At 61.1% G+C, this 24085-nt stretch carries 21 protein-coding genes, 1 tRNA gene and 3 pseudogenes; 8 read left to right on the forward strand and 17 right to left on the reverse strand.

The window, feature by feature from the left end; all coding sequences use genetic code 11:
* Positions 1-4 precede the first annotated feature (4 nt).
* From JD971_RS00975 to JD971_RS00985, 3 genes are read right to left on the reverse strand one after another with little or no spacing between them, the layout of a single operon-like run.
* Positions 5-1165 (reverse strand): acetyl-CoA C-acetyltransferase, encoded by a 1161-nt coding sequence (locus tag JD971_RS00975; protein ID WP_202087203.1) that lies wholly within the window; start codon positions 1163-1165, stop codon positions 5-7.
* A 25-nt stretch (positions 1166-1190) separates the two neighbouring features.
* Positions 1191-2255: a phosphotransferase gene (locus JD971_RS00980; protein ID WP_202085338.1), complete on the reverse strand. Its 1065-nt coding sequence runs from the start codon at positions 2253-2255 to the stop codon at positions 1191-1193.
* Entirely contained in the window at positions 2252-3442 is a 1191-nt protein-coding gene (locus tag JD971_RS00985) for an acyl-CoA dehydrogenase family protein (protein WP_202085340.1), read from the reverse strand. Before JD971_RS00985 ends, JD971_RS00980 begins: the two co-directional genes overlap by 4 nt.
* 142 nt (positions 3443-3584) lie before the next feature.
* Between JD971_RS00985 and JD971_RS00990 the strand changes: the two genes are divergently transcribed.
* On the forward strand, positions 3585-4244 hold the full coding sequence (locus JD971_RS00990) for a CoA transferase subunit B (RefSeq protein WP_202087206.1): 660 nt from the start codon (positions 3585-3587) through the stop codon (positions 4242-4244).
* A gap of 38 nt (positions 4245-4282) precedes the next feature.
* Positions 4283-5065, forward strand: a complete 783-nt coding sequence (locus JD971_RS00995) for an SDR family NAD(P)-dependent oxidoreductase (RefSeq protein WP_202085342.1) — start codon at positions 4283-4285, stop codon at positions 5063-5065.
* A gap of 97 nt (positions 5066-5162) precedes the next feature.
* Here the strand turns inward: JD971_RS00995 and JD971_RS16755 are convergent, their stop codons facing one another.
* From JD971_RS16755 to JD971_RS01015, 5 genes are all read right to left on the reverse strand, one after another.
* Positions 5163-5396, reverse strand: a complete 234-nt coding sequence (locus JD971_RS16755) for a transposase (protein ID WP_256435273.1) — start codon at positions 5394-5396, stop codon at positions 5163-5165.
* Entirely contained in the window at positions 5371-5856 is a 486-nt protein-coding gene (locus JD971_RS16760; RefSeq protein ID WP_256435274.1) for an IS6 family transposase, read from the reverse strand. Before JD971_RS16760 ends, JD971_RS16755 begins: the two co-directional genes overlap by 26 nt.
* Before the next feature lie 96 nt (positions 5857-5952).
* Complete coding sequence (locus JD971_RS01005) at positions 5953-6507, reverse strand: DUF421 domain-containing protein (RefSeq protein WP_202085343.1); 555 nt, start codon at positions 6505-6507, stop codon at positions 5953-5955.
* Between the two features lie 152 nt (positions 6508-6659).
* Entirely contained in the window at positions 6660-7376 is a 717-nt protein-coding gene (locus JD971_RS01010) for an IS6 family transposase (protein ID WP_202085344.1), read from the reverse strand.
* Between the two features lie 90 nt (positions 7377-7466).
* Positions 7467-7970: a hypothetical protein gene (locus JD971_RS01015; RefSeq protein WP_202085345.1), complete on the reverse strand. Its 504-nt coding sequence runs from the start codon at positions 7968-7970 to the stop codon at positions 7467-7469.
* Between the two features lie 333 nt (positions 7971-8303).
* Between JD971_RS01015 and JD971_RS16970 the strand changes: the two are divergent.
* The 4 genes and pseudogenes from JD971_RS16970 to JD971_RS01030 form a co-directional block, all read left to right on the forward strand.
* Positions 8304-8417: pseudogene (locus JD971_RS16970) on the forward strand (ATP-binding cassette domain-containing protein); the annotation flags it as partial.
* A gap of 62 nt (positions 8418-8479) precedes the next feature.
* Complete coding sequence (locus tag JD971_RS16765; RefSeq protein ID WP_202085347.1) at positions 8480-9817, forward strand: ATP-binding cassette domain-containing protein; 1338 nt, start codon at positions 8480-8482, stop codon at positions 9815-9817.
* Positions 9818-10102: 285 nt separating this feature from the next.
* Positions 10103-11089, forward strand: coding sequence for a hypothetical protein (locus JD971_RS01025; RefSeq protein WP_202085349.1), 987 nt, complete (start codon positions 10103-10105; stop codon positions 11087-11089).
* Between the two features lie 44 nt (positions 11090-11133).
* Positions 11134-12144, forward strand: a complete 1011-nt coding sequence (locus JD971_RS01030; protein WP_202085351.1) for an OmpA family protein — start codon at positions 11134-11136, stop codon at positions 12142-12144.
* A gap of 229 nt (positions 12145-12373) precedes the next feature.
* Here the strand turns inward: JD971_RS01030 and JD971_RS01035 are convergent, their stop codons facing one another.
* From JD971_RS01035 to JD971_RS01065, 7 genes are all read right to left on the reverse strand, one after another.
* A complete protein-coding gene (locus JD971_RS01035; protein WP_202085353.1) occupies positions 12374-12946 on the reverse strand; it encodes a hypothetical protein in 573 nt (190 codons plus the stop codon).
* Positions 12894-13535: a hypothetical protein gene (locus JD971_RS01040; protein WP_202085355.1), complete on the reverse strand. Its 642-nt coding sequence runs from the start codon at positions 13533-13535 to the stop codon at positions 12894-12896. Before JD971_RS01040 ends, JD971_RS01035 begins: the two co-directional genes overlap by 53 nt.
* Positions 13536-13874: 339 nt before the next feature.
* The gene (locus JD971_RS01045) at positions 13875-15005 is read right to left on the reverse strand and encodes an ADP-ribosylglycohydrolase family protein (protein WP_236672201.1); all 1131 of its coding nucleotides are present in this window, start codon (positions 15003-15005) and stop codon (positions 13875-13877) included.
* 887 nt (positions 15006-15892) lie between these two features.
* Positions 15893-15983, reverse strand: a tRNA-Ser gene (locus JD971_RS01050).
* Between the two features lie 83 nt (positions 15984-16066).
* Positions 16067-17053: a winged helix DNA-binding protein gene (locus JD971_RS01055; protein ID WP_202085357.1), complete on the reverse strand. Its 987-nt coding sequence runs from the start codon at positions 17051-17053 to the stop codon at positions 16067-16069.
* Between the two features lie 85 nt (positions 17054-17138).
* Entirely contained in the window at positions 17139-17873 is a 735-nt protein-coding gene (locus JD971_RS01060; RefSeq protein ID WP_202085359.1) for a class I SAM-dependent methyltransferase, read from the reverse strand.
* Between the two features lie 22 nt (positions 17874-17895).
* Positions 17896-19185 (reverse strand): adenylosuccinate synthase, encoded by a 1290-nt coding sequence (locus JD971_RS01065; protein ID WP_202085361.1) that lies wholly within the window; start codon positions 19183-19185, stop codon positions 17896-17898.
* A gap of 121 nt (positions 19186-19306) precedes the next feature.
* On the opposite strand from JD971_RS01065, the gene JD971_RS01070 reads away from it, so the two are divergent.
* Together JD971_RS01070 and JD971_RS01075 are read left to right on the forward strand one after the other, a co-directional pair.
* The gene (locus JD971_RS01070; RefSeq protein ID WP_236672202.1) at positions 19307-20239 is read left to right on the forward strand and encodes an alpha/beta hydrolase; all 933 of its coding nucleotides are present in this window, start codon (positions 19307-19309) and stop codon (positions 20237-20239) included.
* A gap of 93 nt (positions 20240-20332) precedes the next feature.
* Entirely contained in the window at positions 20333-21160 is an 828-nt protein-coding gene (locus JD971_RS01075; RefSeq protein WP_202085363.1) for an aldo/keto reductase, read from the forward strand.
* Between the two features lie 4 nt (positions 21161-21164).
* On the opposite strand, the pseudogene JD971_RS01080 reads toward JD971_RS01075, so the two are convergent.
* Both JD971_RS01080 and serA read right to left on the reverse strand, forming a co-directional pair.
* A pseudogene (locus JD971_RS01080) lies at positions 21165-22310 on the reverse strand (ATP phosphoribosyltransferase regulatory subunit).
* Between the two features lie 101 nt (positions 22311-22411).
* Positions 22412-23994: pseudogene (gene serA / locus JD971_RS01085) on the reverse strand (phosphoglycerate dehydrogenase).
* Positions 23995-24085 lie beyond the last annotated feature (91 nt).

The raw sequence follows: 24085 nt of genomic DNA on the forward strand, positions 1-24085 counted from the left end.
GTGATCAGAGCGCCTCGAATATCGTGACGTTCGCGATGCCGCCTGCCTCGCACATCGTTTGCAGGCCGTAGCGTTTACCCCGCGATCTAAGGGCGTGGATCAACGTTGCCGTGAGTTTGGCGCCCGTCGCGCCCAGCGGATGGCCTAGCGCGATCGAACCGCCATTGACGTTCAGCCTGTCCGGGTCCGCATCCAGTTGTTGCAGCCAAGCCATCGGCACGGGTGCGAACGCCTCGTTGACTTCGTAAAGGTCGATCTGATCCAGGTTCATACCCGCCTGGTCCATCGCCCGGCGCGTTGCATTGATCGGCTCGTCCAGCATGATGACCGGATCGCCTGCCGTTACGGTCATGCCGGCGATACGCGCAATGGGCGTCAGGCCATGATCCCTTAGCGCGCGTTCTCCCACGATCAGCAAGCCCGACGCTCCGTCGCAGATCTGGCTGGCATTGCCTGCCGTGATGACCCCATCCTCCACAAGGGGCTTGAGATCGGCCAGCGCCTTTAACGAAGCATCAAAGCGAATGCCTTCGTCCCGGGTATGCGTTCCTTCGCTGTCCGTGAGCGGCACCATCTCCGCGTCGAAGGCTCCGGAACGTGAAGCCGCAGCCGCCTTGCGGTGGCTCATCAGCGCAAAGTTGTCGAGATCCTCGCGCGAAAAGCCATATTTCCCGGCCATCATTTCCGCGCCCGTGAACTGGCTGAACCCGTCGACACCGTACCGTTCAAGCACACGCCGACTGTACGGCCCTTCGCCAAGGCCCGCCTCGTCATGCAGCTTGCGGTTCGAAAACATCGGCACCCGCGTCATGCTCTCCCCGCCGCCTGCAATCACCATGTCCTGCACGCCGCTCATCACCGACTGCGCTGCGAAATGTATCGATTGCTGCGAACTGCCGCACTGGCGGTCGATGGTAACGCCCGGCACCGATTGCGGCAATCTGGACGAAAGCACCGCATTACGCGCAAAGGCGTTGCTCTGCTCGCCCGCCTGAGTGACGCAACCGAGGATCACGTCATCCACCGCCGCGGGGTCGATGCCTGTCTTGTCGAGCAAGGCATTGATGACTTCAGCGGCCATGTCCGCCGGATGCCAGTGCGAGGCCGCTCCCTTGCGGCGACCGCCGGGTGTACGCAGTGTTTCAACGATATAGGCTTCATTCATGAGAAGGGGTTTTCCTCTGTCTGTTTCAGGAGCAGGCGCGCATCGCATCGCCGGCAAGTCTCGCCAGCTGAGGGAAATCCGCTGCCCTCTCAGCCGCTTGGGCACTGGAGGCATTTCCGCGAATGACCCGTCCCTTGATCCCGTGGAAAATTGCCGCCAGGCGAAAAAAGTTGAACGCGATGTAGAAATCCCAATTGGCGATGCCATCGCGCCTCGTGCGGCGGCAGTAATCGTCGATATATTCGCGCTCGGTCGGGATATTCAGCGCATTCAAATCAGCGTCGCGCAATCCGGGCACGATATGGGGCGGCATGCGGTACATCATGGCATTATAGGAAAAGTCGGAGAGCGGATGGCCAAGCGTGGAAAGCTCCCAGTCGAGCACGGCCAGCACGCGCGGCTCGGTGGGGTGAAAGATCATGTTGTCGCACCGGCAATCGCCATGAACGATCGTGGTCTCGTCGCCCGGCGGGATATTCCGCGGCAACCATTCGACCAGCGCATCCATCTCGGGATCGCGCCCGGCCTCCTCGTCGGCGAGATATTGCTTTGACCAGCGTCCGATCTGACGCGCGAAATAGTTTCCCGGCCTCCCGTAATCGCCAAGGCCGACGGCCTCGAAATCTACCGAGTGGAGCCGCGCGAGCGTATCATTCATTGCGCCGAAATAGGCAGGCCGTTGGTCACGCCCGACGTCGGGAAAGCTTGCGTCCCAGAATATCCGGCCCTCGACCATCTCCATCACGAAAAATGGCGTTCCAAGGACGGTATCCTCGTTGCACAGGCCCAGAATTCGCGGCACGGGAAATTCGGTTTCGCCCAGCGCCGCCATGACGCGGGCCTCCCGCTCGACCGCGTGAGCCCCTTTCAGGATTTCGCCGGGCGGTTTGCGGCGCAGGACGTAACGACCGGAGGGCGATGCGAGCCGATAGGTCGGATTGGATTGGCCGCCCTTGAATTGCGCGATCCTGAGCGGTCCCGAGTAATCGAGAATATTCTCGCCCATCCATGCATTGAGAGCGTCGCGATCGATTTCGTATCCCTCGCGCACTGCTGTCGTGCCGGTATTCTCCTGGCCCAAGGTGCTCACGGCGCAGCTTTCCTCTGCTGCGCCTTCTTGATCTTTTTCGCGAGCGACCACTTGTGGACTTCCGTCGGGCCATCATAGATCCGGAACGCGCGCAATTCGCGAAACACCTGTTCGACCACCGTTTTGTCGGTCACCCCCGTCCCGCCCAGAACCTGCACGCAATTGTCCGCAACACGCATCAGGGCTTCCGACACTGCGACTTTGGTCATGGAACTCTCGGTCGTGCCCAGATCGCCGGAGTCAAGTATCGATGCACACCAGAAGACCATCAATTCCGCCTGTTTCAGGTCGATCTGGTTCTGCGCCAACATGAAACCGACCCCTTCGTGATCGATCAGCAGTTTGCCGAACGCTTCGCGCCGGCAGACATAATCGATGGCGATTTCCTGGCAACGCATCGCCGCACCCAACCAGCGCATACAGTGCGAAAGGCGCGCAGGACTGAGCCTGACTTGCGCATAGCGAAAACCCTCGCCGGCCTCGCCAAGCATTTGGTCAGCCGGAACGCGAAGGTTCTCGATCGCCACGCTGGCGTGTCCACCCGGCATCGAATTGTCGATCGTGTTGGGAACGCGCTCGATACGAATTGCGGGATCCGGCAGGTCGACGATGAACATGCAAGCACCGCCCCCCTCCTCTACGCTCTCGGCCTTTGCCATCACGATACCGACGCCGGCGCCATCGGCACCCGTGATGAACACCTTGCGCCCGTTCACGACCCAATGATTGCCATCCTTGCGGCAGGTGGTCTTCATCATCGAAGGATCCGACCCCGCCCCGCCCCATTCGGCGGGCTCTGTCATGAAGAAGGCGCTGCGCTCCTCGCCCGACACCAGCCGACCCAGAAACTTTTTCTTCAGATGGTCGCTGCCGACATGGCCGAGCAAATACATATTGCCTTCGTCCGGCGCATTGGTGTTGAGCGCCAGCGGGCCAAGCGGGGAGAGCCCGGACCGGATGAGCACATGCGCGGTTTCGACCTGGGTCAGGTGGCTGCCGTCCTCCAGAATATGGGGCGTCATCAGCCCGGCATCATTCGCCAGATCGCGCATTTCGCGCACCAGTTCCTCGGTCGGCGCCCCGTGGTGGTCGCGGCGCCCGTCAGTTTCGAATGGAACGATGACATCGCGCACGAAGCGCTCCACCTCGCCGCCAATATCGCGCGCCCGCCGGGAAATCTCGATCATACTCTCTCCTTGCAGGAACCCGCACTAACCGGACCCGCGAGCAATCGTCAACTTTTGAGAATGGCATTCTCTATTGCGAAGAAAGTGCTTGCTCGCATCCCCGTGAAGTGCCTATGTCTTTGGTGGATGAAAGGAGATGGGCATGGCCTGGACAAGGGAACAGATGGCCCGGAGAGCTGCGCGCGAAATCGCCGATGGGGACTATGTGAACCTTGGCATCGGCATACCCACGCTCGTCGCGAACTACATTCCGGACGACATCACCGTGAGCCTGCACTCCGAGAATGGAATGCTCGGCATCGGCCCTTTCCCTTTCGAGGGAGAGGCAGATCCCGACATCATCAATGCGGGCAAGCAGACCGTAACCGAGCTGCCGGGTACGAGCTATTGCTCCTCGGCTGACAGTTTCGCCCTGGTGCGCGGTGGTCATATCGATCTGACCATTCTCGGCTCAATGCAAGTGGCCATGAATGGCGATATTGCCAACTGGACCATTCCGGGCAAGGTGGTGAAGGGCATGGGCGGTGCGATGGACCTCGTTGCCGGCGTGCCGCGCGTGGTCGTGGTGATGGATCACACCAGCAAGGACGGTAGCCCCAAGATCCTGAAGGAATGCACGCTTCCTCTTACAGGCGTGCGCGCCATCGACCGCATCATCACCAATCTCGGCGTCTTCGATTGCGATCGTGAGGGCGGCAGCGGCCTGACCCTGCTCGAACTGGCACCGGGCGTGACCATCGAGGAGATCGAGCAGCAAACCGAAGCGCCCTTTGCCGTGAGCGAAGCTCTCGCAGCGGCCTGACCTTCCGATAATCCGACAAACATGAATTGGGATTTTCCATGATACTAAACTCTTCCATCGCAGCCGTCGTGACCGGTGGCGCATCCGGCCTCGGTGCCGCCACGGCCCGCGCCCTTGGCAAGAAGGGTGTTCGCGTCGCCATTTTCGATCGGGATGGCGACGGTGGACAGCGCGTGGCGGACGAAATCGGGGGAGTTTTCTGCGATGTCGACGTTACCGACGAGGCCAGCGTAGACGAAGGTTTCAAAAGGGCGCGCGACGCGCACGGCCAGGAACGCGTACTCGTCAATTGTGCGGGCATCGGCAACGGCATAAAGACCGCAAGCCGCGACAGGGAAGACGGCAGCATCCGACATTTCCCTCTCGATGCATTCGAGAAGGTCGTGCAGGTCAATTTGATCGGCACCTTCCGCTGCATTGCGAAGAGTGCGGCCGGCATGCTCGACCTCAGCCCGCTGCCTGACGGAGATCGCGGTGCCATCGTCAACACAGCTTCCGTAGCGGCCGAGGACGGTCAGATCGGGCAGGCTGCCTATTCTGCCTCGAAAGGCGGTGTGGTGAGCCTGACGCTCCCCGTGGCGCGTGACCTCATGTCCGAGAACATTCGTGTGAACACTATCCTGCCCGGTCTTTTCGAGACTCCCCTGCTGATGGGTCTACCTGAAAAGACGCTTGCATCGCTTAGTGCATCCGTCCCCTATCCTAAACGGCTGGGTAAACCGCATGAATACGCAGCGCTTGCACTCGTGATGATAGAAAACAGCTATTTCAACGGCGAGGACGTCCGCCTGGACGGTGCCATCCGAATGGCACCGCGCTGATGACTGATCAGGGATCTGTCGGTCGAATGCAAACGGCTCCCCGCTTTGCAAAGTGCGCCCTTCCGCCGACACTCGTCAGGCTATGAGGTTCTGCCACTCAGCCAATGCAGCTGAGGCGGGCTTTGTAAGTTTGACGATCAACGAGGTGGCGTTCGGAATTGAAGTGGTTGTGGAAGGAAGCATGAACCGAGGCGAACTTCTGTAGCGACTTCATTTGCCGGAAGCGCAGCATCGCTCGTTCCTTTCGTCGGAATGGCAGATGTGCGTTTTCAGCCCTGTTGTTCGCGTAGCGGCCTGTTTTTTGCTTATGCTCGCAGCCAAGGTCGGACATCGCAGCTTTGTACGATCGCAGTCCGTCGGTCGTTAAGACATCCGGCCGACCCGTGACGCTTCAGCGCTTTCTTCACGAAACGCAGGGCGGCGCCTTTGTCTCTCGTTTTTGTGACGTAACTTTCGAGCACCTCACCTTCGTGATCGACGGCACGCCATAGGTACACCATCTCGCCGTTTATGCGGACGTACATCTCATCGAGGTGCCATTGCCAACGGCTAAAGCCGCGCATCCGATTTACCCGCTGGCGGCGAATGTCGACCGCGAACATTAAGCCGAAACGATTCCACCAAAGTCGGACCGTCTCATGACAGATGTCGATGCCGCGCTCCGACAGAAGATCTTTCACGTTCCGAAGCGAAAACGGGAAACGCACATACATCATCACGACCAGTCGGATTACCTCCGGCGAAGAATGGAAATACCGGAACGGGTTGGCTGGTTTCTTGGCTCGGGGCATCCGCTTCCTCTACCCTGCACCAAGGTTTTTGCCAGAGGTACAATCCTTCTGACGGTGCCCGCGGCAACCGTCGAACCAGGCTACCGAAGCGCAAGCTCACTTTTGTCGAGTGGTATGGTGTTTCTCTGGACCGTAGCAGCAATCGACCTCTCTCAGGACTTCTTCGGTCGGTCCGGTCTCCCCCGATATGATCGAGATATCGCCGGTGCTTTCCAAAACCATCGAACGAACATGGGATAGGTCGCGAATACCCTGCAAGCGGATCTCATATAGTACATCGCTTTCGCTCACGCGCGTTTTAGCAAGCGCGCCTTCCAGTATCTTACCATCATGCATCAGCATGATTGGATCGTTCTCAATCATAAGCTGGAAGGTCCGCGATCCGCGACGTAGCCGCGCCAATATCACCTGCGCTATCAGTAAGGCGAGGATGGCACTCAAAGCCTGGACCAGCGCTATCCAATCGGTAACGGTTGCCGCCGAAGCGAGCAGCGAACCGGTTGCCAGCGTGATAACGAAATCGAAGGCGGTCATTTTCGAAAATGTTCGCAAACCGATCACACGCACGAGAAGAATAACCCAAACCAGCGTAATGAGGCCAAGCGCCACGCCGCGAATGATTGCGTCGGGATAGTCGCTTAGTCCGAACATCCTTTGATTTCCTCAAATTTGGTTGAAAGGGCAAATGGGTTCGGAACGTCAGTATCAGGCCAAGGTGCAGGCAGTGACCGCTCGCTTGGGAGCTGTCAGTCGGATGCAAACCGTTCTCCGTTTTGCAGAGTGCGCCCTTCCCCGGCTATTCTTCAGGCCATCAGGTTTTGCCACTCAGCCAATGCAACTGAGCGGCGGGCTTTGTAAGTTTGACAATCAACGAGGTGGCGTTCGGAATTGAAGTAGTTGTGGAAGGAGGCATGAACCGAGGCGAACTTCTGCAGCGACTTCATTTGCCGGAAGCGCAGCATCGCTCGTTCTCTTCGTCGGAATGGCAGATGTGAGTTTTCAGCCCTGTTGTTCGCGTAGCGGCCTGTCTCCTGATTAGCCGAATTACCAAGGTCGGTCATGGCTGCTTTGTAGGAACGCAGTCCGTCGGTTGTTATGATCTCCGGCGAACCGTGGCGTTTCAGCGCCCTCTTCATGAAACGCAGGGCGGCGGCCTTGTCCCTCGCTTTTGTGACGTAGCTTTCCAGGACTTCGCCTTCGTGATCAACGGCACGCCATAGATACATCATCTCGCCATTTATGCGGACGTACATCTCATCGAGATGCCACTGCCATTTTCGAAAACCGCGCATCCGATTTACGCGTTGGCGGCGAATGTCCGCTGCGAACATTGGACCAAACCTGTTCCACCACAACCGCACCGTTTCATGGCAAATGTCGATGCCACGTTCCGACAGAAGATCCTCGACGTTCCGGAGCAAAAGCGGAAAGCGGACATACATCATCACGACCAGTCGGATGACTTCCGGCGAAGAATGGAAGTATCGGAACGGGTTGGCTGGTTTCTTGGCTCGGGACATCCGCTTCCCCTACCCTGCATCAAGGTTTTTGCCAGAGGTACCATCCTTCTGACAGTGCCGTTGCGGATGTTAAACGTAACACCTGATGTATTACAATGCAGCCCGCAGTTCATGACGCTGCGTTGCGGGCAATTTGTCAGCCACAGCGATTAGCAAATCAAGCAGCCTCCGATCTTCGTCTTTCGTAGAATTTGCGTCTCGAAATTCTGGTCGGATAACCATTATGCGGACCTTTTGCTTTTCGCCACCGCGAGGGCGCTTGCCAAATTGAGCCAACCACGCGCTCAGTTTTTCATACAGATCTTCGTATGTTGGAGAGCCTTCTGTGACTTCTTCAAACCACTTTGACAAAACAATCTCTGTGTTTCGTCCATCGAGTTTTTTGTATTTTGCCAGATATTTCGCAGGTGTGAGATTTTCATAGCCGACGAATTTCGAGAAACCAAAGATCGGCTTTTCGGGCTCCCGTTCGTACACATAAAATGCATGAGCTTGTGCGAGCCTATCGGCCAATAAGGCATTCTCAACAACAGCTTCGTTAAGGTGAATAATTGCGGCGACTACCGCGTCGAGGTGTTGAACAAGCTTTGCCATTTTTCAGCCCTTACATCTAGATCTGACTTAGACGATGTAGGACCCAACCAGATTGACGTCAAGCCTCACTCGCCTAGATCAGTTTTGGATACGCAAGATTGTTCATCTCAACCAATGTCGGCTCGAGGGCTGCAATCAGCACAATAAAGTTGGGTTCCATTGCTGTAGCGAAGGCTTTCCGCGGCTCAGGTAGACTTTGCGCCGAATTCTGCCAGTCAGCTTATAGAAGAAAATCACGGAAAGCTGCTGTGAGTTGTCAGGCTGCAAGCTACTGCCAATCAGAAGTTAGAGCTTGCGACACCCGACGGTACTCCACTTTTCTCCGATCTTTCCCTGTCCATTGAACATGAAGCCGTCGGTCTCTTCGGTCGTAACGGATCGGGTAAGACCACCCTTTTGAAAGCTATTGCAGGCCATGCGCATCTTCCGTTGGGCGGAACGATCGTGACGGATGGCAAGGTCGGCCTGCTGCGCCAGGACGGATCGACGCAAGTTCCACGGTTGGCCACATGCTTGGGGTCGCGGACCATCTGGCACGCATTGCGCGCATCGAGGCAGGTTCGCCTGTTGGCGACGACCTTGATCTTGCGGACTGGATTCTCGGTTCTAGGCTGGAGAACCTGTTGGCCCGGTTCGGACTGGCATCAATGGAAACGTCACGCGCAATTTCCAGCCTGAGCGGTGGAGAGCGGATGCGCGTGAAGCTTGCGGCGCTACTCTTGCCCGCACCCGATATCTTGCTGCTCGACGAGCCGACGAACAATCTCGACTCCTACGGACGCGAAGGCGTGGCCAATCTGATCGAGGGTTGGAACGGTCCGCTGCTTGTCGCCAGCCACGACCGCTGGCTGCTTGAACGAGTCGAAAGAATTGTCGAACTTTCGCCCGCAGGCGTTACCATCGTCGGCGGGAACCGGTCTTCATTCAAGGTCGAACGGGACGCAAACCGCGCACGCTCGATCGAAGCGCTTGAACAGGCTCGCGAGGGCCTCGATGCGGCAAAGCGATCTAAGCAACGCGAAATGGAAAAGCAGGCGAGACGGGACAAGCGCGGGCGCGCCCTCGCGGCCAAGGGGGCCGATCCGAAACCATATCTTTTCCAACAACAGCAGCGGGCGGAAAAGACCGCCGCGCGATATGGCGTAGTTGGGCAGGAGATCGTCGATCAGGCCGATGCAATGCCACGCTCGGCCCAGGCGGAAGTCGAGCGGATCGTGCCGATACGCATCGTACTTCCCCGATCTGGCCTGTCGTCCCGCCAGACCTTGGTGGATGTGCATGACCTTGTCTGCGAACGGAATGGGTGTGTGCTTTTCGGTTCCATGGATCTCGTCGTTCGCGGACCAAAGCGCATCGCGATCACCGGGCCGAACGGCTCCGGCAAGACCAGCCTGGTCAGACTGCTGCTCGGGCTCGACACGCCGGCATCCGACAAGATAGCCTCCGATCAAAAGAGCATGGCCGTACTCGACCAGCATCTGGCGATGCTCGATAAATCCGAAACTCTCCTCGACACGATGAAGCGATACAATCCCGCGCTTGATCAACAGTCGGCCCACACATCGCTTGCCGCATATGGCTTTCGTGGACAGTGGGCAGACAGGACCGTGACCGGCATTTCTGGTGGCGAACAAGTGCGACTTGCACTCGCCTGCCTTTTCTCGCGGCCAGAACCTCCACAAATGCTGATCTTAGACGAGCCGACAAATCACCTCGATATCGAGGCGATCGAACTTCTAGAGAATGCGCTCACCCACTATGATGGCACGATAATCTGCATCAGTCATGACGAAGCGTTTCGCAATGCACTCGGATTGACGCGTGCGATCACGATGGGTGACACATAAATGCCAATGCCGCGGACGGCGGCGAAAGCTTTATTCCGCTTTCAGTTTTATTCGTTCAGCAACTGGGCCGATCGATGACAATCCGCTTTCGTCGAGCGTACTGAGAGAAGCAGCTATTCAGCTGACGACCTCAAAAAATTCGCCTGCATCGAGCCGCTGATGCAGAATGAATAGAGCAATACTAAAAAGTCCCGCGCCACGAGGCTTGGCTCCAAGAAGTCGCGCGCGAAATACACGTGCAGAATTGAGCTGTATTCGAGCGACTGTCTAATTGCACTAACTATCTTGTTCGACCTTCTGCCTTCTAGTAGGCTCAACGCGAAAACTTATGGGGGGCTTTGTATGATTCGAAGTGTTTTCTTCGCCGCAATCGTCACGTATGCCATTAGCACACCAGTTATGGCACAGGAGGCTGGCGCCGATGCATATCGCCAGAATTGCGGTGCGATTCCCTATTCGGCTGGCGAGGCCTTATCTGAGGTTGAGCTGACCGGTCGTCTTGGCGGCAATGTGCTCGACAAACTGGTGGACCTACCCGATCTCACGGTCTTTGGCGGACAGCGCGTGACGCGTTCTGCGTTCGCTGGACTGCGGCAGCAGGCGATGGGCGCTGTGCTCGATGCTTATGCGTGCCGGATCTCAGCAGAAATCCGTGCACGGGGAGGCGAGAGCGAGCAAGAGCAATTACGTTTGTTGGGTGCGGCCGTAGCCAATCTGAACCTCGAGATTAGCACGCTGGCTGGTCTGCCCGACGAGGATTTCCGCACACGACTTGCGGCGAAGGATTACTATCAGGAACAGACGACACGCAAGCCGACAGATCCAACCATCGATCGAGCTATCGTGGATGCGGCGCTCAACGGACTGGATACAAACAAGCTGTTTATCAACATTACGGAGCGGCAGCGATGGCTTGGCCTCAACTTCGCGGGCGTCGCAGAGCTTCAGGGCTGTCAGACCATTATCAAAGCGGCACTGTCTGACGGATCGTCTTCGCTCCAACGCAGCCTTGCGGATCTGAGGTCGATCCTCACCAATTATCTCGACGCCAACATTGCGCCGGTTGTATCCTTGGCAGTGCTGGCCAATACGCTGTCGGGCAATCCGGCGGGCGCGACGGCGGTCTCTTCCAGCTCATTAAGCGCCTGCGCCGCGGCCGTTCAACAGTCCGAGATCAATCTCAGCTCAAAAATTCAGGCGATTGGATCAGACATCCCTCCTGCAACGGACGCGCCTTCACCGAGTGTACCGGCGACCACTCAGACAGAGTAATAAACAATTCCCGGCCGGGGGCGGCTGACACGTTTGGGGGCTCTATGTATTTTTCGCGCGGCGTCATTATGGCATCGTTTGCCATGCTCTTGCTGGCTGGGTGCTCAACTCCCAAGCCTCCCGAATCGCCTAAGGTCCGGGCCGATGTTGTTTCGCGCTGCGCTTCGGCTGAAGCTCTGCTGGCGAAGAACTATTCGCGCACTAGGAACGTCGATTTGCTGGTGGCGGGCGGCGGTGAGACAATTAGCCTGCGCGGAGCCATCTTATCGGCTGAGGCGGCAGATCGTGTCGCCAAGGCGGATACGATGTGCAAGGCATGGGCCAACGGTGCACTCACCGATGAGCAATACGCCTCATATCTCCTCAGCAGTTTGGCCGACTCCGCATCTGTCCCGCAGAGTATCCTTGATTCAGTTTCCGGTGATTCAAAGATATCGGGCACACCTTCTGACATTTCCGTCGATGAATTGCTGCGCCGCATTGAAGAGCTTGAAGCGACAGGCGGGTTTCCACCGGGCATCGACAAGAATGAAATTCGCTCGACGCTCAACAACTTCAAAAACATGAGCGATGCAGACCGCGCCGAGCAGATCGACAGCGAATTCGAAAAGCGTTTGGGACAGGTCGAAACGCAAGGCGCTGAAACACAGCGGCTGCGAATTGAAACCTCGCAGGTAATCGCTAATCTAATTGAACGGTTAGACAACCTCGAACAAGCGCTCCAAGACATCCAGACAACACCAGCTATGAAAATGCCCTTCCGGGTTTATTTCACCACTGGCAGCGATGAACTGACTTTCGCCTCAATGCGGTATCTTGACGCCCTTATCGAGGAATTGCGCGAAGATGCCCGTCCCCTTGCCGTCACGGGCTATACAGATCCGCGCGGTACCACCGCTGCTAACGCTGAATTGTCCGTCTCGCGCGCGAATACAGTTGCGCAATATCTGCGCGACAATTTGAATGTACCAGTAGTAGCGCGCGGCGGTAATGTCGCAGATCTCGATACGATTGATATCAGTAAAATGCGTTACGCCGATATTGCCTTTGATTAATTTCAAGTGGGGCTTGGTGAGCTTGAAGCGGGCCTGTAAAACCCTCGAAGAATTTGACGAGTTCTCTCGCAGGATCTTCGCGCACCATCCGCTTCTTACCCAATCTCCGCCCGGAATTCCCCCGGAGAAGGGTTTCTCTGTGATCTGATGGCTATGTCAGCTTTCGGGAGCCGTGGGTGGGAGGGCTAAGACCGATATTGGGGCGCAAAGCCGCCGCCGCACCCCGCTTTCATTTCACCTTCCGCCCGACACGTTTCCCCCTGCGCTTTTGCTCACGCTCAAGATTGCGAAAGGCGGTCTGTCTCTGACGATAGCCGGTGGCCATAAGCAGGCGGATGCCGGTATCGCGGCGCCTGCGAAAGCCGTGGCGGTAATATTCAAGCGTTGCCAGCTTTCGAGGCTGGAGCTGTGCCGCCACATCGCAGGGCGCAAGCGACAGCAGATGATCGATGGTGCCATCGATCAGCGTGTCGATCTCATTGATCAGCAGGAAGTTCAGCAAAACACGTTCCATCTGCGGATGGCGTCCAATGCCGACTTCGCCGGCCAGCATGGCCAGCTCCTGCTCGATCTCGGCAAGCCAGGGCGGAAGCGGCTCGGGCAAGGTGCGTTTCGATCGGAAGCCATGCTTGAACGCGTTCCTGGCCGCCTTCGCCTTGCCTTGTGGTGATGTGGGTCCTTTGCTTTTTGCGCCATTGCGGCGGCTGGCAGCCCGGGCCGCTTCGCTGCGCAAACTGGATACCGCCGGTTTAGTCGCCTCTGGCTCCTCCCCGGTGCGCGCGCTCGCTGCCGGCACAGTCATAGCCTTCGTCGTCGCTGTGCGAGCCGCAACCATGCTCACGCAGATGTGCTTGCAGCATCCCTTCCAGATCGGCGACCCGGTCCAGCTGCGCGCAGCGCGCATCGAGCCCATTGATGACAGCGTTGCGCGCTTGCACGAGTTCGACGATCAGCCGGTCGAGTTCGATGAACAGCGCATGCCTCTGGGTATAGGCCATGCCGACAAGCCGCTCGAAGGCAGGACCAAACGCATTGAGATTGCACAGGCTGATATTCTCAAGGCTTGCGACAATGTTGTGAACGACACCGCGTTCCTCGACATCGGTGCACCAGGAACTGCCTTCTATCGCAGCATCGTCCGAGGCGGTGCGTCCGTTCTTCGCATGGCAGCTCAGGGCATAGAGATGATAGCTGTGCAGGCCTGACTGAATGAGGCGCAATTGTTCGATCCGGCCCGTGAGCTTGGCAATATCGCGCAGGTACAGGCGCTGGATCAGCCCTTTGGGCTCATAGTCCTCGACAAGCTCATCATACAGATCGGTCCACAGACCGGTGAAGCAATCGCGTTCGAAGGCTTCGCTCACAGGATCCATGGGCAACATATTGGTCATCGAAAAACCCTCGTAGATGTTTCTGGTCTTTCGAATCGTGCTGTCACGACATGGCGCATGGCAGCCCCTTATGGGCAGTCATCGCGATAATCATTGGCCCGGCTATCGACGCGCCACGTCGTCTGGTCATCCGCTCGCAAGCGGTATTCGCGACGATGCGACCTGCACGACCGCAGGCTTTGCCGGACCGTGAGGCGTCCGCTCACACCTTGCGTCGAGCGATTGCGCCGCGCAGAATTGCAAAGAAAAAGCACGATCTGGACAAACGAACCCAGCGCGGTGCCCCTACGCTAACACCGCGAGGCGAGCGTCCCGCTCACACGAAGCCCGGTTGCCCCTTCACTCTGCCTGCATCCCAGCAGCAACAAGCGCCTCGGCCGCCCCGCTTATCCGTTCGTTCCAGGCAATCTTCTCGATCTGGTGCGGGCCAATGCCTGAAGCGCCGTAAAGCGCGCCGGCAAGCTGACCGGTGATGGCAGCGGTGGTATCGGCATCCTCGCCAAGCTCGGCGGCCGTCAATATCGCATCGAAGAAATTGGAGGTGCGCGCCACGCACCACAGCGCCGCCTCGAGCGAATGCGCGACATAGCCTGTCGAACAGATCGCATCGCGCGACTTGTCGCGCCAGGACCCGGCCATGATCTCGCCGATGCGGCCTTGATAAGCCGTGCCCGTGCGCCGCTGCAGGACCGTGCTGGCAGGCGCGCCGGTAATGGCATCGGCCAGCAGATCGGCAAAGGCGACGCAAGCATCGACCGCTTCGGGTGCAGCATGCGTGGTCCGGCTCTGGCGTGCAGCGACATCGTGCAGGCGCTGCCGGTTCTGCCAATGCCGCAAGGCCACCGGCGCAAGCCGCATCAGGCTGCCATTGCCCGCGCTTTGGGGATCGGTCGAGCCTGCCACGGGATCCCCGCTGCGCTTGAAGCGCGCCAGCGCCTGCCGCGTGGTGATGCCAATATCGAAGCAGGTGCCGGTACACGAATAGGTGCCGTTCTCATGCCAGCTGACAAAGCGCTGCATCAGGTCCGTCTCGTCAAGGTCGGGATGGTGCAGCACGCTGTCCATCAAGGCGAGCGCCATGGCGGTATCATCGGTCCATTGACCGGGTTTAAGCTGGAAAGGCCCGCCCCCTTCGATGCCCCTCAAACGCGGACGGCTATCGCGCGGCGAGAACTCCAGCGTCGTGCCCAGCGCATCGCCCACCGCCAGCCCCAGCATGGCGCCCAGCGCCCGGTCCGCAATGGCCGCGCGCGAACGCGATGGCACAGGTTCGGCAATCGCCTTCAATTGCATCACGTAGTCAAGCTGTGCCGCCGTCTCGATGGCGCCGGGCCTGACGTTACGAACCGCGACGATGGCCTCCGATGGCTTCATGCCAAGCTCGATCAGCAGGCGGCAGGCGATTACTCCGGCCCGGCCCAGGCCGCCCTTGCAATGGACCAATACGTTCGAGCCTGCGCGAAGCCGCATGCGCAGCTCTTCGCCCACGCTTTGCCAGCTCGAACGCGGCCGGCTCTTCGACCAACCGGCCTGGCAGCGCCCATCGTCCTTCGAAGGGCGGGCGCTCGCGTTCCTTCACCACCACCTGCAAACCGCCATCGCTGACCGTCAGCAGCACGAGGTCGATAGCCGGGTGCGCCAGCGCGGATTGCTCGCGCGGGAACAGCAGGCGCGGGTTGGAAGTCATCACGATCCTTTGCGAAGAAGCGACCATGAAAGATGGCCATTTTTAACTGCTGGACTGATACACCAAAGCGCCGCATGTGTCTGCCGGCAGGCATCTGGCTTGCTGCTTCGGCTTGCAATGCCGGCTGCCTTGCCTGCTGCAGCGGCGCTTCGCCGCGCTGACCTACGGCGCTCGCTTCGCCCCCTTCCATCGCATCGATCACCGCTTCTTTTGCCCACGGTTCACCGCGCCCAAAAACGCGTCCAGGTTGCGCGCATGTTGACAACCTCTTTTTTTTAGCGGCGAGAACAGTAATTGCGTCCGGGTTATAAGTTGTCAGCCTTATCGGATTATATCGGTAATACAACGGGTTAGCCGCATTTTTGCCTCGGGGCCCTGACAACATCCTTGTCAACTAACGCTGGCAAGCGGTTGTCAGCTGTCAACATGCGCAACCTCTCCCATCGAGCCCGATTCAGCAGGCTCGCAAGGACGCGCTCCTGGGGGTGTAACCTAGCTATCATCCGCCGCGCGGCAGGACGCTGGAGGCGCTCTCGTTCTCCGCTTTTCCTGAGCACTACCCCGTGTGCCCATCTCCACTCTCCGCCGGTACGGGGCCGACGCGAATAAGCCCGCAGTCTGCGGGCTATTTGGCGGTTTCTCTGCTGTGAGGGATAGGGCCTGGACTAAATGGCGGAGCGGGTGGGATTCGAACCCACGATACGGGGTTACCGTATACACACTTTCCAGGCGTGCGCCTTCGACCACTCGGCCACCGCTCCGCGCGCTCTTGCATGAGCGAGCCGTGCCCTAGCCGCTCCCATTCGGCGACGCAAGAGGCATGGCGATTATACCCGCGCCCCGATCAGACGACCGCCGAACTGCCCCGCAAGGCCGCGAAATACCCGCTCATCGCAGCGACGGATTTGTCGCTCAGCGCGATAAAGGCGCGGCGGCGGTCGGCCCTGTCCTGCACGCGCTTGAGCAGCCCGGCCTCGGTCATCTGGCTGATCCAGCGCAGCGCGGTCGTCGGCGGCACGTTCGCGGCAATGCAAAGGCTGCTGACCGAAACTTGCGTGCGCTCCGCCTGCGCCGCGGTCAGGTCGAGCAGGATGTCCCAGGCAGGGTCCGCGAACAGCTCGGCATCGAAAAACTTCGCGCGCAATTGGCGCTGCCGGATTATTTCGCGGATCAACGCCGCTGGCGGCAAGCTGCCATTGTCCCGCGCGGCGGTCGCCCGTTCGTGCCGGGGGGTCAGCGATATGAAGCCCGTGTCCGGCTCCTTCGCCAGGTTTTCGGACGCGAAACCCTCGTCTCCGCGCGCCTCGATCCGGCGGGCCAGCATGCTGACCTGTTCGGTGAGCCGCATCAGCGCGGCGCGATCCTCCGATGCGATGTCGCCCACGCTCTGCCCCGGCGCGCGCGCCGCCGCCACGGCGAGCGCCATGGCCCGCTCCGCAGCGGACGGATTGATCAGGATCTGCGCATCGCCCCATTCGGCCATGCCATAAACGGTGTCGATCGCATCCGCACTGGTCGAGAGTATGAGCGCCTCGCCCCCGCGTGCCGCCCGTTCGCCCAGTCGCCCCAGCACGGCGGCCAGCGTATCGTCGACGATCGGCGCATCGATGATCAGGATGTCGCCAAGCGCCGGCAATGCCTCGTCCCGCAAGGGGGCGATGTCGGTGCAATGCCGCACGCGCATGCCGGCATCGTCCGCCAGGTCGGAAAGCAGACCCCGCACCTGCGACCGGTCCGCGAATATCGACGCGCTCGACCCCGGTGGCGATGCCGACGCAGTGTCGCGGTTTTCACCGAATGCATATTGGAAAGGCGCTGCGTTCTGCCCCATTGTCGCGACCCCTTGGCGCCGGGAGGATGCCCCGACAGGCGAAGATACTGAAAATACGAAGCTTCCCGGTCAAGCGATTTTCGCGTTAAACCTTGCGCCGCCCTTCGAGCATCCCCTTCGTGCCGCCGCGATGCAGGACGAATTCGATGTCCGGCCATCGCTTGCGCCACCGCCGCGCCACGACCCGCTCGCCCGGCCGCGCCGCATCGTCGAGCAACACCCGCCCGCCCTTGCCCAACCGGTCGAACAAGCGCTCCGCCGTGCCGCGCACGAACGGGTTCAGGGTCCAGGGCGGACCGTCGATGATGAGCAGGTCGATGGTGTCGGGCACATGGTCGAGATCGTACCAGCACGACGCCCATTCGCCGTCCTGCGACGTGAGCGGGGCATGCCGTATATCGGCGTTCAGCCCGTTTTCTGCCAGCCATCGCGCGGTCGCGGTGACGAATGCGGCGTTCTGGTCGAAGCTGGTCAGCGTGCCGCCGCCATGCAATTGCAACGCCCGCGCCGCGATGAGCGAGGACGCCCCCGCGCCCAGTTCCACCACGCAGGCAGGGCGATCCGCCGCGATCGCATCCGCAATCCGTGTAAGGAAGAACGTATCCGCCTTCCAGCTTCCCAGATTGGGCAGCGCATCATGCGGCAGGTCGAGCCGGTCGAGCAGCGCGGCCTTGTCACTGCGCCGCCCGCCCGAAAGGCTGCGCAACAGCCATGGCCATTGGACCACCGCCCACCCCGCGACGAGTGCCTTTTCCCGCCAGCTTCGGTGCAGCCCCGCCTCGCCCTGCGGCAGATATCCTGTCGTCTCGCGCGACGTCATCGTCCGGGCCGCCGTTGCGCGCTCAATCCACGAACGGGTCGCGCACCAGGATCGTATCCTCGCGTTCCGGGCTGGTGGAGACGAGCGCCACCGGCGTCTCGATCAATTCCTGCACGCGCTGAATATATTTGATCGCCTGTGCCGGGAGGTCGGCCCAGCTGCGCGCGCCGGCGGTCGTCCCCTTCCAGCCTTCCATCTCTTCGTAGATCGGCTCCACGCGGGCCTGATCGGCGGCATGGGCGGGCAGGTAATCGAGGATCCGCCCATCGAGGCGATAGCCCGTGCAGATGCGGACGACATCGAACCCGTCGAGCACGTCGAGCTTGGTCAGCGCAATGCCGGTCACGCCCGAAATGCTGCACGACTGGCGCACCAGAACCGCATCGAACCAGCCGCAGCGCCGCTGCCGCCCGGTCACCGTCCCGAATTCATGGCCGCGTTCGCCCAGACGCTGACCGATCTCGTCGGACAGTTCGGTCGGGAACGGGCCGGAACCGACGCGCGTGGTATAGGCCTTCACGATGCCCAGCACGAAGCCGGTGCTGTTGGGACCGAGCCCCGACCCCGCGGCCGCGGTACCGCTCACCGTGTTGGAGCTGGTGACGAACGGATAGGTGCCGTGATCGACGTCGAGCAGCACGCCCTGCGCCCCTTCGAACAGGATGCGGGCGCCGGCCTTGCGCACTTTTTTGAGCCGCTTCCACACCGGCTGCGCGAATTGGAGCACGTAATCGGCAATCTCGCGCAATTCGGCAAGCAGGCTTTCCCGGTCGACAGGATCCTGCCCGAAACCGTGGCGCAGCGCGTCGTGATGCGCACACAGCCGGTCGAGCTGCGGGCCGAGCGCGTCGAGATGCGCAAGGTCGCACACGCGGATCGCGCGGCGGCCTACCTTGTCCTCGTACGCCGGGCCGATGCCGCGCCCGGTCGTGCCGATCTTGCCGGTGCCCGCCGCGTTTTCGCGCAGGCCGTCGAGATCGCGGTGCAGCGGCAGGATCAGCGCGCAATTGTCGGCGATGGCGAAATTTTCCGCGTCGATCGTCACGCCCTGCGCGGTGAGCTTCTCGATCTCGGCCTTGAGCGCCCAGGGGTCGAGCACCACGCCATTGCCGATGATCGACAGCGTGCCCGTCACGATGCCCGACGGCAGCAGCGACAATTTATAGGTCACGTCCCCCACGACGAGCGTGTGGCCGGCATTGTGCCCGCCCTGGAACCGCACCACGGCGTCGGCCCGGCTGGCGAGCCAGTCCACGATCTTGCCCTTGCCCTCATCGCCCCACTGAGCGCCGATCACCGTTACGTTTGCCAAGATTTTTCGCCCTTGCTTTCAGCTTTGGTAAAGCCCGCGCGGCATTAGGGTGCCTTCGCCACCGGGGCAAGGGCGCACAGCGGCCATTTGCCCGGTCGATACGCATTGAGACGGGATTTTTATGGATTTGAGTGTATTTCGCCCCTTCGCCGCGCTGGCCTGCGCCGCCGCCCTGACGGCTGCGCCCATGCCTCCCGCGCTGGCACAGGACGCAGCGCAGGCGGGCGGACCGGCGGCGGAGGCGGACGCCCGTGCGGCCACGGCCATGCCGGCCCCTTCCGCGATCCGCTATGGCAGCGACGCGTTACAGACGCTCGATTTCTTTCCCGGCGCGGGGTCGGGCACGGCGCCGCGCCCGCTCATCGTGTTCGTGCATGGCGGGGCATGGGTGTCGGGAGACAAGGCCGATTCGACCGGCACGGCGAAGATCCGTCACTACACGCAGGCGGGCTATAATTTCGCGACGATCAACTATCGCCTGCTCCCCGACGTCGACATCCGGGATCAGGCGCAGGACGTCGCCGACGCAGTCGCCATGTTGCGCGATCGCGCCGACACCCTGCATATCGATCCCAGCCGCGTCGTGCTCATGGGGCACAGCGCGGGCGGGCATCTTGCCGCGCTGGTGGCGACGGATCCGCAATATCTGCGCGCCGGCGGGATGGCGCCCACCGACATTGCGGGTGCGGTGCTGATCGATGCCGCCGCGCTCGATGTCGGGCAGCAGATCAGGGCCGCCGGGCCGCTGCTCGGCTTTGCGTACGAACTCGCCTTTTCCGGCAATGCGGCGATGCAGGGCGCGATGTCCCCGACCGCCCATGTCGACAGCCCGAACGCCGGCGCCATGCTCATGCTCCATGTCGAGCGCGATTCCGCCGCGCAGGCGCGGATCTTCGCAGACGCGCTGAAAAAGGCGGGGACGCCGGCCGAGGTCGCTGCCTTCGAAGGGCGCGGGATGAAAGCCCATAACGAGATCAACAACAGGCTCGGGCGGAGCGATTATCCCGCCACGCGAATCGTCGACGAATGGCTCGCGCAGGTGATGGGTGGTTGAAATCCGGCGCGGATTGCCCAGCTTTCATGGGTACCACCCGATAATTCTTGCCGGAACGGAGCATCACCCGTTCGCGCGCAATTAAGGAGATCTATGAACGCCCCTACTGCTTTTCCCACGCTCCACCTCAACGATGGCCGCGAAATGCCGCAACTCGGCTTCGGCACGTACAAGATCGAGAATGACGATGCGACCGACGTGGTCGCCATGGCGCTCGAGGAAGGCTTCCGCCTGATCGACACCGCATCCATCTACGGCAACGAGCAAGGCGTCGGCAAGGCGCTCTCGGGCAAGCACGGATTGTTCCTCACCACCAAGATCTGGAACGACGATCAGGGTTACGACGAGACGAAGGCCGCCTTTCACCAGTCGCTCGCACGGCTCGGCCGGGACGAGGTCGACCTGCTGCTCATGCACTGGCCCTGCCCGGACAAGGGCAAGTTCGTCGAGACGTGGAAAGCCATGACCGAACTGCGCGATGATGGCCGCGTCAAGTCGATCGGCGTGTCCAATTTCAATGCCGATCATCTGCAGACGCTGATCGACGAAAGCGGCGTCGTTCCCGCGGTCAACCAGGTCGAGCTGCACCCCACGTTTCAGCAGAAGGAATTGCGCGCCTTTCACAAGGAGCACAATATCATCACGCAAAGCTGGTATCCGCTCGGCTCCGGCGAGGCGATGAGCCACCCCGTCATTCAGGACATCGCCAAGGAACTCGACGCCGATCCGGGCGCCGTCGTCCTGCGCTGGCACATGCAGAGCGGCTGTTCGCCCATTCCCAAGGCGTCGTCGCGCGAACACATGGCGGCCAATCGCGGCGCGATGCAGGTGTTCCTGAACCGCGATCACATGGCGCGGATCGACGCGCTCGACAGTGCCGACGGTCGCAAGGGTCCGGACCCCAAGACCTTCTGCGGCTGATCGATCAGAGCCGGACCGGTTCCCGCCCGCGCAGCACATGGGTACAGCCCAGCGCGGCGGGGTCGTCCGCATCCGACAATTGCGCGACCGTCTGCCAGCCAATGGCGCGCAGGCGGTCCGCGATGCCGGGATCATAGCCTTCGGGCAGGAAGAGGCGGTCGGCGCTCTGCGTCCGCGCGCATAGCTGTATCAGCGGATCGGGGTAGAGCGAGAAACCCGTCGCGGCCTCGTCATGGCCGCCCTCCCCGCCGATGCGATAGGTGCCGCCCCGGCCCAGCGCGCCACGCAGCCCGTCGGCATAGATTGTGAACCCGAACCAGCTTTGATATTCGAAACCGTGCCGTTCCGACGGGTCGAGCGTGAGCGCGGCCCGCCCACCGACATGGTCGGCAATCCGGCGCAGCCCCGCAATCCGCGTCGCCAGCGCGCCGCCCGCATCGATCGCGGCCAGCTTCTCGATCGCGGTGTCGAACGCGCCCGTCGCATAGAGCAGCGGCAGATAATCATGCGCACCGAGCGATGCCAGCCCGCCTGCATCCTTCGCATCGAGTTCGCGCCGCACCGCCGCCACCTGTTCCGGCGCAAGCGGCAGGGAACCGGCCTACAGGGTTTCGACCAGATCCGGCAGGGTGAAATCGACCGATATGTCCTGCGCGCCCGCGGCCCGCAGCGCGGCAATGGCGAGGCTCACGCTCTCGCAAGCCGCGGCGACCGTGTCGGTGCCCACGATTTCGGCGCCAATCTGAAGCCGTTCGCGTTCGGGTTCGAGCCCGTCGCCACGAATGGCAAGCACCTGACCCGCATAGCACAGGCGCAGCGGACGCGCCGCCCCGCGCAGCCCGGTCGAGGCGATGCGCCCGACCTGCACCGTCATGTCCGAACGCAGCGCCAGCGTGCGCAGCGAAACCGGGTCGGTATAGCGCACCATGCGCCGCGTCCCCGTCCCCGCCATGCGGGAGGCGAGGCTGCGCTCGAACTCGACCAGTGGCGGCTGCACCATGGCATAGCCGTGCGCGACCATGGTGTCGGTGACCGCGCGGGTAATCTGCACCGCGCTCGCGGCATGGGGGGGCAGCCGGTCGGCCAGACCTTCGGGCAGAAGATCGGCAGGCAGGAGATCGGCGTCCGGCAGGCTGGCGCCCTGTCGCATGTCGGTGGCGGCGGTCATCGTCATTTCCCTTCGTCCCGCGCCCCTAGATGGCGCCGGGGGGAGAGGCAAGCCGCTCCCGCCCGGCCCATCCGCGCATGGGTTCAGAACGTGAGCGCCCGCACGACGCGCACGCCGGTCAGCTGACACGCGGCGTTCAGCACATCTTCGGGCACCGGATTGTCGACCGAAAGCAGCAGGACAGCCTCGCCGCCCGCGGCACGCCGGCCAAGGTGGAACGTGCCGATATTGATGCCGTTTTCGCCGAGCAGCGTGCCGATGCGGCCGATGAAACCGGGCTGATCGTCATTGACGATATACATCATGTTTCCGTCGAGATCGGCCTCGATCCCGACACCGAAAATATCGACGAGCCGCGGCTCCGCCTTGCCGAAGAGCGTGCCGGCCACCGAACGGTCGCCTGCCGAGGTGTCCACCGTCACGCGCACGAGCGTCTGATACACGCCCTCGCGTTCGTTGCGAATTTCGCGCACCTCAAGCCCGCGCTCCTTCGCCAGGAACGGCGCGTTGACCATGTTCACGCTCTGCGAAAACCGCTTCATGAAGCCGGCAAGCACCGCGCCCGTGATCGGCTTCTGGTTGAGCTGCGCGGCGGCGCCCTCGACCTCGATGCTGATCTTGGTGAGATTGTCGTGCGCCAGCTGCCCGATGAGGCTGCCCAGCTTTTCGGCAAGCGCCATGTAGGGGCGCAACCGCGGCGCTTCCTCCGCCGAAAGCGACGGCATGTTGAGCGCGTTGGTCACCCCGCCATTGACGAGATAATCGCTGAGCTGCTCGGCGACCTGAAGCGCGACATTGACCTGCGCCTCGGTCGTGCTGGCGCCCAGATGCGGGGTGCAGATGAAATTGGCTGTGCCGAACAGCGGGTTTTCCTTCGCCGGTTCCTCCTCGAACACGTCGAGCGCGGCGCCCGCGACATGGCCCGATTCGAGCGCGGCCTTCAACGCGGCTTCGTCGATGAGCCCGCCGCGCGCGCAATTGACGATGCGCACGCCCTTCTTCGTCTTGGCAAGAGCTTCGGCGGAGAGGATATTGCGCGTCTCGTCGGTCAGCGGCGTGTGCAGCGTGATGAAATCCGCACGCTTGAGCAATTCGTCGAGGTCCACCTTCTCCACGCCCATGTCGATCGCGCGTTCGGCGGTCAGGAACGGATCATAGGCGACGATCTTCATCTTGAGGCCGAGTGCGCGGCTGGCGACGATGGCGCCGATATTGCCCGCCCCGATCAGGCCCAGCGTCTTGCCCGTGACCTCGACGCCCATGAAGCGGTTCTTTTCCCACTTGCCGGCTTGCGTGGATTCGTTCGCCTCCGGAATCTGGCGGGCGAGCGCCATCATCATCGCGATGGCATGTTCCGCGGTCGTGATCGAATTGCCGAACGGGGTGTTCATCACCACGACGCCCTTGGCCGAAGCGGCGGGAATATCGACATTGTCGACACCGATGCCGGCGCGGTAATAACCTTGAGATTGGTCGCCGCCTCGAGGATTTCGGGCGTGACCTTCGTGGAGGAACGGATGGCGAGGCCGTCATACTGGCCGATGATCGCCTTCAATTCGTCGGGCGTCTGGCCGGTGATGACATCGACGTCACAGCCGCGCTCCTCGAAAATGCGGGCGGCGTTGGGATCCATCTTGTCGGAAATCAGGACTTTGGGCTTGGCCATGGGAATGGTCCTCGTGTCTGTGCCGGGTGCGCGTCGGCGCGGCAATAACCGGCGAGAATATCAGGGAAAAAAGGTGCGGCTTTGTGGTCGC

Origin of the sequence: Croceicoccus sp. YJ47 (assembly GCF_016745095.1) — a bacterium.
GTDB lineage: Bacteria > Pseudomonadota > Alphaproteobacteria > Sphingomonadales > Sphingomonadaceae > Croceicoccus.